Source organism: Breoghania sp. JC706, from assembly GCF_037026715.1.
Lineage (GTDB): Bacteria > Pseudomonadota > Alphaproteobacteria > Rhizobiales > Stappiaceae > Breoghania.
The window spans coordinates 60,275-73,402 of record NZ_JBANCG010000014.1; the positions used below are offsets into that span (position 1 = coordinate 60,275).

Here is a 13,128-nt window from a genome sequence, read left to right on the forward strand (position 1 = left end):
ATGGATACGCACCCCACGGAGCTTGAGCTTGAGGCCATCGCAGGCGACGTCGCGTCCGCTGCCGACAGCGGCTGCCACGGTGGAGCAGAACGTTCCAGGGCCGCGGCCCGGGCTGCCGGCAACGACGCCCTGATCGACCGCTACGAGGCCGACTATCCGAAAGGACCGCACGACCAGCCGCAATCCATGTGCCCCGCCTTCGGCTCGCTCCGCGTCGGGCTGCGCATGCGCCGGGTGGCGACGATCCTTTCGGGGTCCGCTTGCTGCGTCTACGGGTTGACCTTCACCTCCCACTTTTACGGCGCCAAGCGCTCGGTCGGCTACGTACCGTTCAATTCCGAGACCCTCGTGACCGGGAAACTCTACGAAGACATCGTAGAGGCCGTGCACACGATGGCCGATCCGGAGAAGTTCGACGCCGTCGTGGTGACGAACCTCTGTGTTCCCACCGCCTCGGGCATCCCGCTGAAGATGCTGCCCCGCCAGATTGACGGCGTGCGTATCGTGGGCATCGACGTGCCTGGCTTCGGCGTTCCGACCCATGCGGAAGCCAAGGATGTCCTCTCCGGCGCCATGCTCGCCTACGCGCGCCAGGAAGCGATGGAAGGCCCCGTCCTGCCGCCGCGCGACGGGCTGAAGGGCACGCCGACCGTCAGTCTCGTGGGCGAGATGTTCCCGGCCGATCCGGTGGTCATCGGCGGCATGCTCGCGCCGATGGGACTGGCGGCGGGGCCGACCGTCCCGGTTCGCGAATGGCGCGAACTCTATTCCGCGCTCGATTGCGCGGCGGTGGCCGCTATTCATCCCTTCTATACGGCGGCGTTCCGGGAGTTCAAAGCGGCCGGACGCACTGTCGTGGGCTCCGCTCCGATAGGGCTGGAGGGCACGGATGCGTGGCTGCTTGCCATCGGCGAGGCGTGCGGCGTCTCGCCAAGGAAGATAGATGCGAGCCGCAATGCCATGTTCGGCGCCATTCGCGCGGCGCTGGCCCAGAACAGCGTCAAAGGTCGCATCACCTTGTCGGGCTACGAGGGTTCGGAACTGCTGGTCGGCCGACTTCTGGTCGAACTCGGCGCGGACCTGCGCTATGTCGGCACCGCCTGCCCAAAGACACCCTTCAGCCAGGCCGATGCCGAGTGGCTTGCAGACCACGGCGTCGAGGTGCGCTTCCGCACCTCGCTGGAACAGGATCTGGCCGCCTTCGAGGAATTTCAGCCCGATCTCGCCATCGGCACCACCCCCGTCGTGCAAAAGGCCAAGGAAAGCGCGACGCCGGCGCTCTATTTCACCAACCTGATTTCCGCCCGCCCCCTGATGGGGCCGGCAGGCGTCGCCTCGCTGCCGGGTGTTGTCTCGACGGCGATTGCCAGCAAGGACCGCTTCCTGCAGATGCAGGATTTCTTCAAGGGCGTCGGCCACTGCGACACGGCCGGCATCTGGCAGGACGTGCCGGAGGACAAGAGCGGCTACCGGGCGAAATACGCCAGGAAGACCCAGAAATCGCAAAACGCGGTCGACAACGGGGAGAGCGTCGGATGCTGATCCTCGACCACGACCGCGCCGGCGGCTATTGGGGCTCGGTCTATGCCTTCACCGCCATCAAGGGCCTGCAAGTCGTCATCGACGGACCTGTCGGCTGCGAGAACCTGCCGGTAACCTCGGTTCTGCACTACACCGATGCGCTGCCGCCGCATGAACTGCCGATCGTCGTAAGCGGGCTGTCGGAGGACGAGCTGGGTCAGCACGGCACCGAGAACGCGATGAAGCGCGCGCGCGCGGCGCTCGACCCGGAGCTGCCTGCGGTGGTGGTAACCGGCTCGATCGCCGAGATGATCGGCGGCGGCGTGACGCCGGAAGGTTCCAATCTCAAGCGTTTTCTGCCGCGCACCATCGACGAGGACCAGTGGCAGAGCGCCGATCGCGCCCTCAAATGGCTGTGGACCGAGTTCGGCCCCAAGACCCCGCCGAAGCCGCGCGCCCGCAAGGAGGGCGCGAAGCCGAAGGTCAACATCATCGGCCCGATCTACGGCACCTACAACATGCCCTCCGACCTCGCCGAGATCCGGCGTCTGGTGGAAGGGTTGGGGGCGGAGGTCAACATGACCTTCCCGCTCGGCAGCCATGTCGAGGACGTGCGCAAACTGGCCGATGCCGAATGCAATGTTTGCCTTTATCGAGAGTTCGGCAGGCTCTTGTGCGAGACGCTGGACCGGCCCTACCTCCAGGCGCCGATCGGCCTCCACTCCACGACCGCCTTTCTGCGCACCCTTGGCGAAATTCTGGGGCTGGATCCCGAGCCGTTTATCGCCAAGGAGAAGCACACCACCCTGAAGCCTCTTTGGGACCTTTGGCGGTCGGTGACCCAGGACTTCTTCGCCACCGCCAATTTCGCGATCGTCGCCAACGAGACCTACGTGCGCGGCGTCCGCACGTTCCTGGAAGACGAAATGGGGCTGCCCTGTGCCTTCGCGGTTCCGCGCAAGGCGGGCGCAAAGACGGACAACGGCGCAATCGCAGACCTCGTCGCGGCGCGAAAGCCCATGGTTCTGTTCGGTTCTTTCAACGAGCGGATGTATATGGCCGAGGCGGGGAGCCGAGGCAGTTTCATCCAGCTCTCCTACCCGGGCGCGATCGTGCGCCGGCACACCGGCACCCCCGTGATGGGCTATTCCGGCGCCTGCTGGCTGATCCAGGAAATCTGCAACGCCCTGTTCGACATGCTGTTTCACATCCTGCCGCGCGCCGGCGAGCTTGACGCGATCGAGCCGACGAGCGCGCGCGCCCCGGACATGACCTGGGACGCCCAGGCACAGTCCGCGCTTGAGGATCTGATCAATCGGGAACCGGTGCTCGTCCGCATTTCGGCGGCCAAGCGGCTGCGGGAGGCGGCCGAACGGGAAGCCCGGCGAGGAAATGCGTCGCACGTCGTCTTGGAACATGTCGAGCGGGCATCGGCACGCCCGCCCGTACCAGCCTGAGATCTGGAACCATGGCGCCTGCGAGATCGAGAGGAGGTTGAGAAATGGTCTCTATCGCAAGTCCTGAAGAGTTCACCCGCCGCCATCGTGAGCGGGCATCCGAGCGCCTGATGATGAGGCGGCTCTTCTTCGTGGTCTATCCGCTCTGCCTCGCCGTCGTCACCGTGACCCGGCTCGGCAAGCTCCTCGCCCCCCGCGACGGGACGATAGAGGGGTCCGTTTTCGCCGAGGCGAGAGCATCGGCATACGCCCTGTTGGGTTACGCGTTCAGCGTGTGATCCCAAGCCTTTGCCGGTGTTCTCGACGTCGGCAAGAGCCCAGTGGGACTGTTCATCCGGCTTCACTGGAACCTGGCCGCGGGGGCCCCGCGGCGTTCGAGACTAGGAGGTGGATTTGATGGCGGAACCATCAAATGTCTCACTTTCGGGTCTGACCGAAAGCGAAGCGCAAGAGGTCCACGGATTCTTCATCCAAGGCTTCCTGATATTCACGGCGATCGCGATCGTCGCGCATATCCTGGTCTGGCTGTGGCGTCCCTGGATCCCTGGTCCGGATGGCTATGCCTCTCTTGAAGGCATCAACCAGACGGCTCAGGCGCTTCTGCCGATGCTTGCATAGGGGGATCGCAACATGTGGAGAATCTGGCTCATGTTCGATCCGCGCAGGGCGCTCGTTGCCCTGTCGGTCTTCCTGTTCACGCTCGCTCTCCTGATCCACTTCATCCTGCTGAGCACGGACCGCTTCAACTGGCTTGAGGGCAAACCCCTCAAGACCGGGGCGATCGAGCTGTCCGTTCCGGTGGGCTGGGATCTGAGGCTGATCGGCTGAAACGAAAAGGCGGCGGGCGCGGCCGCTTACGCGGTCCTGGCCGCCGCCGTACACGAACAATCGTCATACACGGGCAATCGTGTTGCACGACAGGGGCGAGCCCCTTGGGGAGGAGACTATGGCGCTGCTGAGTTTTGAACGCAAATATCGTGTGCGTGGCGGGACGCTGATCGGCGGCGACCTCTTCGATTTTTGGGTCGGTCCGTTCTACGTAGGTTTTTTTGGTGTCACGACGGCGTTTTTCGCAAGCCTCGGGACGGCACTGATCGTCTACGGCGCGGCCCTCGGACCCACCTGGAATATCTGGCAGATTTCGATCGCGCCGCCCGACCTTTCCTACGGCCTCGCGCTGGCTCCACTGAAGGAAGGCGGCCTATGGCAGATCATCACGGTCTGCGCGATCGGGGCCTTCTGCTCATGGGCGCTGCGCGAGGTGGAGATCTGCCGGAAACTCGGCATCGGCTATCACGTGCCGTTCGCCTTTTCCTTCGCGATCCTGGCCTACGTCACGCTGGTGGTGGTCCGCCCGCTGCTGCTGGGAGCGTGGGGACATGGCTTCCCTTATGGGATCTTCAGTCACCTCGATTGGGTTTCCAACGTCGGCTACCAGTACCTGCATTTCCATTACAATCCGGCGCACATGATTGCGGTGTCGTTCTTCTTCACGACATGCCTCGCGCTGGCGCTTCATGGCGGGTTGATCCTGTCGGCAGCCAATCCGGGCGCCGCTCGTGAAGGCGACGGCAGGCGGGCCGAGGTGAAGACCCCCGAATACGAAGACACATTCTTCCGCGACATCATCGGTTATTCGATCGGCACGCTGGGTATCCACCGCCTCGGCCTGATCCTGGCGCTCAACGCAGGTTTCTGGAGCGCGGTCTGCATCGTCATCAGCGGACCGTTCTGGAACCAGGGCTGGCCGCAGTGGTGGAACTGGTGGCTCGAGCTGCCGATCTGGAACTGAGGGGCCCCAGCCATGACACAATATCAGAACATCCTTACCGTCATTCAGATCCACGGCCCCGTCGATGACGGCATCGACCTGCCGCGAGGCGACAGCGAGCGCGTTGGAAGTCCCCGCGTCTCACGGCTTCTCGGATGGATCGGCAACGCCCAGATCGGACCGATCTATCTCGGTTTTCTCGGCACCCTGTCCCTCGTTTTCGGTTTCATCGCCTTCGAGATCATCGGTCTCAATATGCTGGCTTCTGTCGACTGGAATCCGATCCAGTTCGTGCGCCAGCTCTTCTGGCTGAGCCTCGAACCGCCGTCCGCGCAGTATGGCCTGAAGGTCCTGCCGCCGCTCGGCGAGGGAGGCTGGTGGCTGATTGCCGGCTTTTTCCTGACGCTATCGGTCTTGCTGTGGTGGGTCCGGGTCTACCGCCGCGCACGGCAGCTGGAACTCGGTACACACGTGGCATGGGCATTCGCCTCGGCGATCTTCCTGTTTCTCTCGCTCGGCTTCATCCGGCCGCTGCTGATGGGCAATTTCTCCGAAGCCGTGCCCTTCGGCATCTTCCCGCATCTCGACTGGACCGCGGCATTTTCGATCCGTTACGGCAATCTCTACTACAACCCCTTCCACTGCCTCTCGATCGTCTTCCTGTACGGATCGGTGCTGCTCTTCGCCATGCACGGAGCCACCATTCTGGCCGTCGGCAAATATGGCGGCGAGCGCGAGCTGGAGCAGATCACCGACCGGGGAACGGCGTCCGAGCGCGCGGCTCTCTTCTGGCGCTGGACGATGGGCTTCAACGCCACCATGGAATCCGTTCACCGCTGGGCCTGGTGGTTCGCCATCCTCACACCGCTCACCGGCGGGATCGGCATCCTTCTGACCGGCACCGTCGTCGACAACTGGTACCTGTGGGGCATCGAGCACGGCATCGTCCCCCCGGCGCCGCACGTCTTTCCGGGCGTCGTCGACCCGGCAGCGCAATAGGGAGAAGAACCATGCAACTCTGGGTACCTTTTGCCGCCTCGGCCGGATCGCTTCTTCTCGTCGCCAGTTTCTTCACCGCCGGCTGGGATGCCCCGCCGGTGGAGTCCACCCAGATCGGCTACCGTGGAAGTGGCATGTACCTGGAAAAGAGCGTGGAGAGGCAAGCGGCCCTGAAGGCCGCCAACGTCGCCCCCCCGGCGCCCTGGGAGGCAGACCCCAGCGGCGACCGGGCTGGAACCATCTATGAGAATCTCCAGGTTCTCGGCAACCTCTCCGACGACCAGCTCAACCAGTTCATGGCGTCGATCACCGAATGGGTCGCCCCGGAACAGGGCTGCGAATATTGCCACAACCTGGAAAACCTCGCCTCTGACGAGAATTACAGGAAGGTCGTTGCTCGGCGCATGATCCAGATGAACCAGGCGATCAATGTCGACTGGGACGCCCATGTCGGCCAGACCGGAGTAACCTGCTACACCTGCCATCGTGGCAAGAACATTCCCGAAAATCACTGGATGATGGAGCCGCCACCTGCCAACTTGTTCAGCCAGGCCGGAATGAACGGCGTCAATGACGCCGCCGGCAAGTCGTCGCTGCCCAAGGCCGCCCTCACCGATTATCTTCTCGGCGACGAGCCCATTCGCGTTCACTCGCTTTCCGCGCTTGCCGCCGGTACCAATTCGGCGGGTGTGAAGGAGACCGAACGAACCTTTTCCTTGATGGTGCACATGTCGGAATCGCTCGGCGTCAACTGTGTCACCTGCCACAATTCCCGCGCCTTCAACAGTTGGGACCAGAGCCCTCCCCAGCGCGTTACAGCCTGGCACGGCATCAAGATGGTCCGGACGCTGAACAACGACTATCTGACGGGCCTGACGCCGATTTTCCCCGAAAATCGCAAGGGGCCGGATGGCGACGTCTTCAAGGTCAACTGCGGCACTTGCCACAATGGCGTGCAGAAACCGCTCTACGGCGTCTCGATGCTGCAGGACTATCTCGATGCCCTCGACAAGAAGGGCCCCGCCGACGCGCCCGACTATTCGACCTACGTGCCTGGAGAAACCAAGGTGATGGGCGCCGCTACGTCCGATGCCTCGCCCCCTCCCCCGGCACCGGGCCCGGGCCCGGGCCCGGGCCCGGATCAAGCCAACTGAACACCTTCAGGAACGGCAAGCAGGAACGACAAGAAGGGAGCTCTCGGGCTCCTTTCTTTTCTGCCAGCGGAGTTTTGTCCGGAAGGAAGACCGAAGGCCCGCCACTCCCCCAGGATGGGTTGGGCGTTTTTTTCGTCAGAATTTCAATTCGGGAAATCGGTTCAGATAGATGCGGAACCATGGCGTGAACGCATCGGGACACGCGCCGAGCTCGTATCGCAACTGCGATGGTGCGATCCAGCGCACCGCTTCCACCTCACTCGGGTCAGGATTGATCTCTATCGAATCCGCTGCGACCTGTGCGCAGAAAAGGGTGACGCGTTCATGCTCGCTGAGCCCTTCGCCGACGCTTGCCGCATACTCGACCGTCTGACGACGGATGAGCGGAACGGAAAAGCCGAGCTCCTCTTGCAGCCGGCGGCTGGCGCAGTCTTCCAGGGTCTCGTTCCAATGCGGATGACTACAGCACGTATTCGCCCATTGCCCGGCGCAATGATATTTCACTGCCGCCCGCTTCTGGATGAGGAGCCGGTCGCCATCGAAGACAAAGACCGAGATCGCGAGATGCAGCACGCCTTGGACATGCGCCGCCATCTTCTCCACCGGGTAGAGACTGCCGTCGTCGGCTATTGCCGGGATGATAATGGTCTTGTTCACGTCGGAGCTGGTCCGGCTTAGATCGGGCACGTAAGGTCAGGCCACGGCCCGGGCGAGGGCACATTGTGACCACATGGCGCACAATGCTTGCGCAAGATGCCGGATGTCGGCATCGGAATGCGCCGGGGTCGGCGTGATGCGCAACCTCTCGGTTCCGACCGGAACAGTCGGATAGTTGATCGGCTGCACGTAGATGCCGAAATCGCGCAGCAACACGTCCGAGATCCACTTGCATTTGGACGCATTGCCCACCATCACAGGCACGATATGGCTCGGGTTTCGCATATGCGGAATACCGCGCGCGTCGAGAGCGGACCGGACCTTGGCAACGTTCGCCTGATGGGCCTGACGCTCGACCGAGCTCTGCTTGAGATATCGGATGGATGCCGTGGCGCCGGCGGCAAGGGCGGGCGGCAGCGCGGTCGTGAAAATGAAGCCGGAGGCGAAGGATCGAATGAAATCGACCAGAACGGCCGGTCCGGTTACATAGCCGCCCATCACCCCGAAGGCCTTGCCGAGCGTTCCCTCGATTACCGTCAGCCGGTCCATCAGCCCCTCGCGTTCGGCGACACCGCCGCCGCGCGGGCCGTACATCCCCACCGCATGGACCTCGTCGAGATATGTCATCGCGCCGAACGCATCGGCGGCGTCGCAGATTTCCGCAATGGGCGCGATATCGCCATCCATCGAGTAGACGCTCTCGAAGGCCACGAGCTTGGGCGCATTCGGGTCATCGGCTGCCAGAAGTTCGCGCAAATGAGCCGGGTCGTTGTGCCGGAAGAGACGCTTCTCGCAGCGTGCATGGCGGATGCCTTCGATCATCGAGGCATGATTGAGCGCATCGGAATAGACGATGATGCCGGGGATGCGGGACAAGAGCGTTCCCAGCGCCGCCCAGTTGGAGACGTAACCGGAGGTGAAGATGAGTGCGGCCTCCTTGGCATGGAGGTCGGCGAGTTCTCGTTCCAGCAACACATGGTAATGATTGGTGCCGGAGATGTTTCGAGTTCCCCCTGCCCCGGCGCCGCACTTGTCGATGATTTCCTTCATCCGTCCGGTCACGATCGGGTTCTGGCCCATTCCGAGATAGTCGTTCGAACACCAGACCGTCACCTCCCTGGTATCGCCCGTCTCGTCGAAGAAGGTCGCTTTCGGGAACTCGCGACACTGGCGTTCAAGCTCGGCAAAGACGCGGTAGTTGCCGTCAGACCTGAGACCCGAGAGTGCGGCTTCCATATGGTCGAGAATGTTCATCTTGGGTTCCCCTTGCTTCTCAGGTGCCGTCAGGACTTTTCGGCCTGTCGGTCCGCGCCGGCGGTCACCGGTGCTAGCTTTGGTTGAATTCTCTTGGGCCCGCCGATCGGCGACCTGCGTCCGGGAACCGCCCAGCGCCAAAGGGCGGTATCGGAGACCGGCAGCACAAGAATGAGATGTTCGACGATTGCGAGCGCCATGAAGGCCGCCAGGAGGATATGGCCCACGAGCGCATAGTCGTGCTGTGCCCGCAACGCCCCTGCGATCAGCACGGCGAACAGCCCCACCGCCACCGCGAGCAGCAATGGAAAAAGCGGCGTTGTCTGGCCGGTGTTGAAATAGGTTCTGAGATGCAGGATCGCCGGCGGCATCAGTCCGCTGATCGAGTGCCGCGCGCCTAGGAAAATCAGCACCTTTGCCGAGATACGCATGCCCCAGAGGAGGCCGAAGGTCGCGAGGGCAAAAAGATTGTCGCTGCCGCTGAGCGTCAACCACAGAATAACGCCGGTGAACAGCAGCGCGATTTCATGGTCACAGACAGCCTTCCATGCGGCCATGAAGCGGGCAAGTCCGGTCAAACCCGGCGGGCATTCCTCCTTGCGCCGACCTGTGACCATGCCGGTCAGAAAGGTGGTTTCGTGCCAGGTCCATACAAGCAGCGCCCCTAAAAAACCCGCATAGGATCCAAGCGGCGTCTTCTCACCGCTGCCATAGAGCATCAGCAGGAAACCGAGGACACCGACAACGGTAACCGCCGGAAGCAACTGCCATGCGCCAAGGCCTCGCCTCGTCGACCAATGAACCAGGGCGAGCACGAGCCCGGTCGCCAGCCACCAAACACCGATGGCTATCAGGACCGCAATGAACGGGCTCGCGAGGGTCATGGTTTCAGCCCTACCAGACCGGTTGCAGACGAGAGGTGTCGGGCAGCGTGTTCTTTCTCGAGGGGATCATGTACATCCTCAGGAAATTCAGGCCTGCGGCCGCCCCCCAGCCGAGCCTTGCGACGCGCCCGGCGATGCCGCCTCTGGCTGTCGCCGCCCGCAGCTTGCGATTGATCCGCTCCATCCGCCGGAAGCCCTCGACCAGCAACGGGTTGTCCAGATCCAGGACCAGAGGGAAGCACTGACGGGAAATTTCGGAGGTCAGCCTAAAGACCTTCATGTCGTAGTCGTCGATATCGACACCCATCGCCTTATGGAACGCCGGGCGCATGTGGTCACGCACATACATCGTCGCGAAGACGGCGAGCAGGAAGAACTTGATCCACAGCTTGTTGCGCCCTTCCAGCAGGCGCCGGTCGGACCGGATGATCAACGAGAACGCCTCGCCGTGGGTGAACTCGTCGTTGCACCACTGGCGGAACCAAAGAAAGATCGGATGGAACCGGTGCTCGGGATGCTTCTCCAGATGGCGGAAGATCGTGATGTAACGGGCGTAGCCGATCTTCTCCGACAGATAGGTCGCGTAGTAGATGAACTTGGGCTTGAAGTAGGTGTATTTCTTCGCCTTGGCGAGAAAGCCCATATTCACGCCGATGCCGAAGTCCTTCAACGCATCATTGATGAACCCCGCGTGCCGGGATTCATCGCGGCTCATGTAGCCGAAAAGCTCGCAGATTTCCTTGTTTTTGCCGCGCCGCTTCATCTCCTTGTAGAGAACGCAGCCCGAAAATTCGGAGGTCAGCGAGGAGACGAGAAAATCGATGAGCTCCTCTCGCAGATCGGCAGGAAGGGCCTCCAGATCGATCGCGTCCCAATTCTCGTTTCGCTTGAAGTGGTTTTTGTTCGGATCGCTGCGCATCTGCGCGATCAGCGCATCCCATTCACCGCGCACGGGTTCCACGTCGATCCTGTCCATTTCGTCGAAATCGGTCGTATAGAACCGGGGGGTCAGCATTGTCGAAACCAACGCGCTGCGCGTCGTATCGTTGAGCGTATCCCTGCGGCTCTCGACGCTCGCTTCGTGCTCGGCCAGGTCTGAATTCGAGACGAGCTTGTTCATGACAGCGCCCTTTCCGTGAAGCTGAATTCACATAATTCCATCATCTCGAAATCGCCGGTCGCTCGCGTCCAGGCGCGTTCGATGAAGCCCGCGCGCCGGATCGTCGCCTCGCGGCGGAAGCTACGGCACTCGCCATAGGGAATTGAGACGGGAGCGCCATGGACCAGGACTTCGTCGCCGGGATGGACGACGACCCCGTTGTCGAAGCGGACATGGGCGCCCAACTGGTCGAACGTGTTGTTGATCTCCACGGTGCAGTCGACCGTTTCCCTGCGCCGCATAATGTCGAAGATGGATATCATCGGCCTTTCCCTCCCTGGGCGCCGAGCAGTGCCGCGAAGGCCGCGGCGTTGTCCTTGCCGAAAGCTTCCAGATAGATGCGTTCTCCCGTCGCCGTGTCCGACAGGCTCACGGCGCCGTTTTCCCATTTGATCAGCCGGTATGGCGTCGCCTCCGCCACGTTCGCCACCATCCGCATGCGCTCGAACGCGCGCAGCGAGCCGCGCACGAAGCCGCCCGTCTGCGTCTCGTAGGCAGCGATCTCGATGCCGCTTACGGCATCGGTGACGACCACGCGGTCGTTTTGCCCGCGCTCGATGGTGATGTCGCGCATGGCAATCGGCGCGCCGGTGCGGTATTTGAGCACCCCAATGCCGGTAATCTGACCAAAAACCACGGCGCCGACGGCGAAAAGAAGCAGCGCGGCAGCGGAGAACAGGATGCGTTTGGGAAACGCATTGGCCCCCTTTCCCGCGGCAGGCGCCAGGTAGCCGAGATGAGATGCCGAGGCCATCAGTTCCCTCCCTACTCTGCGGCCGCGATCGCCGGCGGCAGCCTGCGCTGCGGCGCTGCCTTTTGCGTTAGAGACGCATGGCCGGAGGCGAGTGCGGCATGTTGCGTGATCGCAAGCACCAGGATGTCCGCCACGGCCGAGGCATCCGCCAGACAGATCTGGCCCGGTTCGGGCTCGGCCAATCGCCATGCCCGGACGTGCGGCCACTGCACCAGCCAGGACATGCGATGCCCCGGAAGAAGCTGGATGGCGATAGAGCCCGCCTTCCCGCCGAGTTTGCCAATCGAAACGGCATTGACCTGCGTAAAGGGCAGATTGAGCGTCATGGAGAAGGCAACGCCGAAGCGCAGCACAACCCGGCGCGACGTGATCGTGTAGAGCGTGGTCTTTTCCACCGCGAAGGCGAAGAGCTCCAGCAAGCCGAGAACAACGGCGGCAAGCGCCGTCAGCACGGCAACGGAAAAGACGATTCCCGCCAGGGGTCTGCCGTCATAGAGCCCCCCGATAAGAGCCCAGACGCCCAACACGACGAAGTAACCGGCAATCCAGCGGTTCTTGAGAACATGGCGCGCCACGAGCCTTGCGGACGGACGCCCCTGCCAGAGCATTTCCTCGCCTTCCGGCAGAAGGCCGGGAAGGCCAGGCACGGGCTCTATTTCGTGTTCGCGCGCAACAAACTGTTTCACAGCAGGGCCTCCCGGCGGTTGCGCAGGGCATAGAGCAGACCGCTGCCGTAATACGCGGCGATCCGATCCTCCTCCAGCCGCGTTACGGTCCGCGCTGCGGCCCTGGCCGGCACGAGGGCGAATTGCTCCGACGTGATCGCATGCACGTAGAGATAAGGCGCCCGTGCGCGACCGCGCTTGATGACCACGAAATTGTTCGGCAGCAGCACCCCGAAACCGTCCTCTTCGGCGTCCGGATCGGTTGTTGCCTGGCCTTCCACATCGACCTCGTAGTACCGGATCAGATGTTCAGACCGATCGACCCACACATCCCGGACAGTGCCGGCCACGAGGCGGTCGCATCCGACGACGGCGAGACCGCGCGGGTCGATCTCGCCCGCCGCGATCTCGAAGCCGGTCGCCATGCGCATCGGCACGATACGGGCCTCGCCGTGGGCAGTAAGATCGGGAACGTCCTGCCGCATTGCCCAGGAGCCCGGCCCGACGCCCGCCAGCATCGGATCGCCGACCGGCTCAAGCGGATATCCGGAGGCCCGGGAGATCCGCTCGGCATTCGCCGGAGGCGGGTCGCGTCTGAAGTTCGGTGCCTGAACGGCACCTTGCCCGTGAGGCAGCAAGAAGGTCTTGGCAGGCGGCACGAAGAGCCACGGGCTCTTGTTGTAGGCGCCCGAAACATCCGCTTCCAGCGGATAACCCTCGCGACGATCCTCTGTGCGCAGATACCAGATGAGGCCTGCGAAAAATATCCAGAACGCATAAAGCACCACCTGGGCGACATCTATGCTGCCGACGATTGTCCCGGTCATGGGTCACTCCTCCTCCTGAGCGCTCC

The 13,128-nt window shown here is 62.9% G+C and carries 16 protein-coding genes; 8 read left to right on the forward strand and 8 right to left on the reverse strand.

The window, feature by feature from the left end:
- The 8 genes from bchY (at position 1) to pufC (ending at position 6,902) form a co-directional block, all read left to right on the forward strand.
- Positions 1-1,542, forward strand: a complete 1,542-nt coding sequence (gene bchY / locus V2L18_RS21965) for a chlorophyllide a reductase subunit Y (protein ID WP_336180492.1) — start codon at positions 1-3, stop codon at positions 1,540-1,542.
- Positions 1,536-2,978: a chlorophyllide a reductase subunit Z gene (bchZ, locus tag V2L18_RS21970; protein ID WP_336180493.1), complete on the forward strand. Its 1,443-nt coding sequence runs from the start codon at positions 1,536-1,538 to the stop codon at positions 2,976-2,978. Before bchY ends, bchZ begins: the two co-directional genes overlap by 7 nt.
- Before the next feature lie 44 nt (positions 2,979-3,022).
- The gene (locus tag V2L18_RS21975; RefSeq protein WP_336180494.1) at positions 3,023-3,256 is read left to right on the forward strand and encodes a hypothetical protein; all 234 of its coding nucleotides are present in this window, start codon (positions 3,023-3,025) and stop codon (positions 3,254-3,256) included.
- A 118-nt stretch (positions 3,257-3,374) separates the two neighbouring features.
- Positions 3,375-3,596, forward strand: coding sequence for a light-harvesting antenna LH1, beta subunit (pufB, locus tag V2L18_RS21980; protein WP_336180495.1), 222 nt, complete (start codon positions 3,375-3,377; stop codon positions 3,594-3,596).
- 12 nt (positions 3,597-3,608) lie between these two features.
- Positions 3,609-3,806 carry a light-harvesting antenna LH1, alpha subunit gene (gene pufA / locus V2L18_RS21985; protein WP_336180496.1) on the forward strand — a complete coding sequence of 66 codons (198 nt, stop codon included), beginning with the start codon at positions 3,609-3,611 and terminating at the stop codon, positions 3,804-3,806.
- A 118-nt stretch (positions 3,807-3,924) separates the two neighbouring features.
- Positions 3,925-4,770: a photosynthetic reaction center subunit L gene (gene pufL / locus V2L18_RS21990; protein WP_336180497.1), complete on the forward strand. Its 846-nt coding sequence runs from the start codon at positions 3,925-3,927 to the stop codon at positions 4,768-4,770.
- A gap of 12 nt (positions 4,771-4,782) precedes the next feature.
- A complete protein-coding gene (gene pufM / locus V2L18_RS21995) occupies positions 4,783-5,748 on the forward strand; it encodes a photosynthetic reaction center subunit M (RefSeq protein ID WP_336180498.1) in 966 nt (321 codons plus the stop codon).
- Positions 5,749-5,759: 11 nt separating this feature from the next.
- Positions 5,760-6,902, forward strand: coding sequence for a photosynthetic reaction center cytochrome PufC (gene pufC, locus V2L18_RS22000; RefSeq protein WP_336180499.1), 1,143 nt, complete (start codon positions 5,760-5,762; stop codon positions 6,900-6,902).
- A 135-nt stretch (positions 6,903-7,037) separates the two neighbouring features.
- Here the strand turns inward: pufC and idi are convergent, their stop codons facing one another.
- The 8 genes from idi to puhA are packed head-to-tail and all read right to left on the reverse strand — an operon-like array spanning position 7,038 to position 13,102.
- Positions 7,038-7,559 carry an isopentenyl-diphosphate delta-isomerase gene (idi, locus tag V2L18_RS22005; RefSeq protein WP_336180500.1) on the reverse strand — a complete coding sequence of 174 codons (522 nt, stop codon included), beginning with the start codon at positions 7,557-7,559 and terminating at the stop codon, positions 7,038-7,040.
- Between the two features lie 36 nt (positions 7,560-7,595).
- Positions 7,596-8,813 (reverse strand): 5-aminolevulinate synthase, encoded by a 1,218-nt coding sequence (gene hemA / locus V2L18_RS22010; protein ID WP_336180501.1) that lies wholly within the window; start codon positions 8,811-8,813, stop codon positions 7,596-7,598.
- A gap of 29 nt (positions 8,814-8,842) precedes the next feature.
- Positions 8,843-9,697 carry a putative photosynthetic complex assembly protein PuhE gene (gene puhE / locus V2L18_RS22015; protein ID WP_336180502.1) on the reverse strand — a complete coding sequence of 285 codons (855 nt, stop codon included), beginning with the start codon at positions 9,695-9,697 and terminating at the stop codon, positions 8,843-8,845.
- Positions 9,698-9,707: 10 nt separating this feature from the next.
- Complete coding sequence (acsF, locus tag V2L18_RS22020; RefSeq protein WP_336180503.1) at positions 9,708-10,817, reverse strand: magnesium-protoporphyrin IX monomethyl ester (oxidative) cyclase; 1,110 nt, start codon at positions 10,815-10,817, stop codon at positions 9,708-9,710.
- Positions 10,814-11,119: a hypothetical protein gene (locus tag V2L18_RS22025; protein WP_336180504.1), complete on the reverse strand. Its 306-nt coding sequence runs from the start codon at positions 11,117-11,119 to the stop codon at positions 10,814-10,816. Before V2L18_RS22025 ends, acsF begins: the two co-directional genes overlap by 4 nt.
- On the reverse strand, positions 11,116-11,610 hold the full coding sequence (puhC, locus tag V2L18_RS22030) for a photosynthetic complex assembly protein PuhC (protein WP_336180505.1): 495 nt from the start codon (positions 11,608-11,610) through the stop codon (positions 11,116-11,118). Before puhC ends, V2L18_RS22025 begins: the two co-directional genes overlap by 4 nt.
- 11 nt (positions 11,611-11,621) lie before the next feature.
- Positions 11,622-12,296: a photosynthetic complex putative assembly protein PuhB gene (puhB, locus tag V2L18_RS22035; RefSeq protein WP_336180506.1), complete on the reverse strand. Its 675-nt coding sequence runs from the start codon at positions 12,294-12,296 to the stop codon at positions 11,622-11,624.
- Positions 12,293-13,102, reverse strand: a complete 810-nt coding sequence (puhA, locus tag V2L18_RS22040) for a photosynthetic reaction center subunit H (protein WP_336180507.1) — start codon at positions 13,100-13,102, stop codon at positions 12,293-12,295. Before puhA ends, puhB begins: the two co-directional genes overlap by 4 nt.
- Positions 13,103-13,128 lie beyond the last annotated feature (26 nt).

Excerpts from the sequence above, each read along its gene's own strand:
- bchY (WP_336180492.1), top strand. The coding sequence starts at position 1 with ATGGATACGCACCCCACGGAGCTTGAGCTTGAGGCCATCGCAGGCGAC.
- bchZ (WP_336180493.1), top strand. The coding sequence starts at position 1,536 with ATGCTGATCCTCGACCACGACCGCGCCGGCGGCTATTGGGGCTCGGTC.
- V2L18_RS21975 (WP_336180494.1), top strand. The coding sequence starts at position 3,023 with ATGGTCTCTATCGCAAGTCCTGAAGAGTTCACCCGCCGCCATCGTGAG.
- pufB (WP_336180495.1), top strand. The coding sequence starts at position 3,375 with ATGGCGGAACCATCAAATGTCTCACTTTCGGGTCTGACCGAAAGCGAA.
- pufA (WP_336180496.1), top strand. The coding sequence starts at position 3,609 with ATGTGGAGAATCTGGCTCATGTTCGATCCGCGCAGGGCGCTCGTTGCC.
- pufL (WP_336180497.1), top strand. The coding sequence starts at position 3,925 with ATGGCGCTGCTGAGTTTTGAACGCAAATATCGTGTGCGTGGCGGGACG.
- pufM (WP_336180498.1), top strand. The coding sequence starts at position 4,783 with ATGACACAATATCAGAACATCCTTACCGTCATTCAGATCCACGGCCCC.
- pufC (WP_336180499.1), top strand. The coding sequence starts at position 5,760 with ATGCAACTCTGGGTACCTTTTGCCGCCTCGGCCGGATCGCTTCTTCTC.
- hemA (WP_336180501.1), bottom strand. The coding sequence starts at position 8,813 with ATGAACATTCTCGACCATATGGAAGCCGCACTCTCGGGTCTCAGGTCT.
- puhE (WP_336180502.1), bottom strand. The coding sequence starts at position 9,697 with ATGACCCTCGCGAGCCCGTTCATTGCGGTCCTGATAGCCATCGGTGTT.
- acsF (WP_336180503.1), bottom strand. The coding sequence starts at position 10,817 with ATGAACAAGCTCGTCTCGAATTCAGACCTGGCCGAGCACGAAGCGAGC.
- V2L18_RS22025 (WP_336180504.1), bottom strand. The coding sequence starts at position 11,119 with ATGATATCCATCTTCGACATTATGCGGCGCAGGGAAACGGTCGACTGC.
- puhC (WP_336180505.1), bottom strand. The coding sequence starts at position 11,610 with ATGGCCTCGGCATCTCATCTCGGCTACCTGGCGCCTGCCGCGGGAAAG.
- puhA (WP_336180507.1), bottom strand. The coding sequence starts at position 13,102 with ATGACCGGGACAATCGTCGGCAGCATAGATGTCGCCCAGGTGGTGCTT.